The organism is Microcoleus sp. Pol11C2, assembly GCF_036701505.1.
In the GTDB taxonomy this organism is placed as follows: domain Bacteria; phylum Cyanobacteriota; class Cyanobacteriia; order Cyanobacteriales; family Microcoleaceae; genus Microcoleus.
Window position 1 is genome coordinate 3,506 of record NZ_JAUBQX010000070.1, and the last position, 585, is coordinate 4,090.

General features: G+C 44.3%; 1 protein-coding gene. It reads right to left on the reverse strand.

All coding sequences use genetic code 11. The features are described from left to right. A partial coding sequence (locus QUA42_RS25275) for a Calx-beta domain-containing protein (protein WP_333141119.1) occupies positions 1–585 on the reverse strand: 585 nt, incomplete at both ends.

Genomic DNA, 585 nt, shown 5'->3' on the forward strand with positions numbered 1-585 from the left:
AATTGGCGTCGGTGTCGGAATTGGAGTTTCCGCAGGCGTCGGCGTCGGAATTGGCGTCGGTGTCGGAATTGGAGTTTTCGCAGGCGTCGGAATTGGCGTCGGTGTCGAAATTGGAGTTTCCGCAGGAATTGGCGTCGGAGTCGGAGTTGTATCTACAATAGCCAAAATAGCACTATAAATCGCTCCTAAATCTGCTCCATTAGTGGGATTGTTCAGAGTTAAGTTAACAGTTTCATCCTCTTCTATCTCTGAATCCTCAACAATGGGAATCGTGAAAGTTTGAGCAGTTTCGCCAGTGTCAAAATTTAACGTTCCCGATGTTTGGTTATAGTCATTACCAGCATTAGCTGTTCCATTACTCGTACTGTAACTGACAGCAGCAGCCACATTAGTATTATCAGTGCGAGTAACAGTAATTGTGGCAAACTGACGGTTTTCCTTAGCGCTGTAGTTGGCGTTGCTGAAGTTAAATTGACCAGGAATGTTGACATTAATATTTGCTAAAATAGCTGGTGAAGTAAAAGCCCCATCGCTGACAGTGTAAGTAAAACTATCGGCACCAAAAAAACCAGGATTGGGAGTATA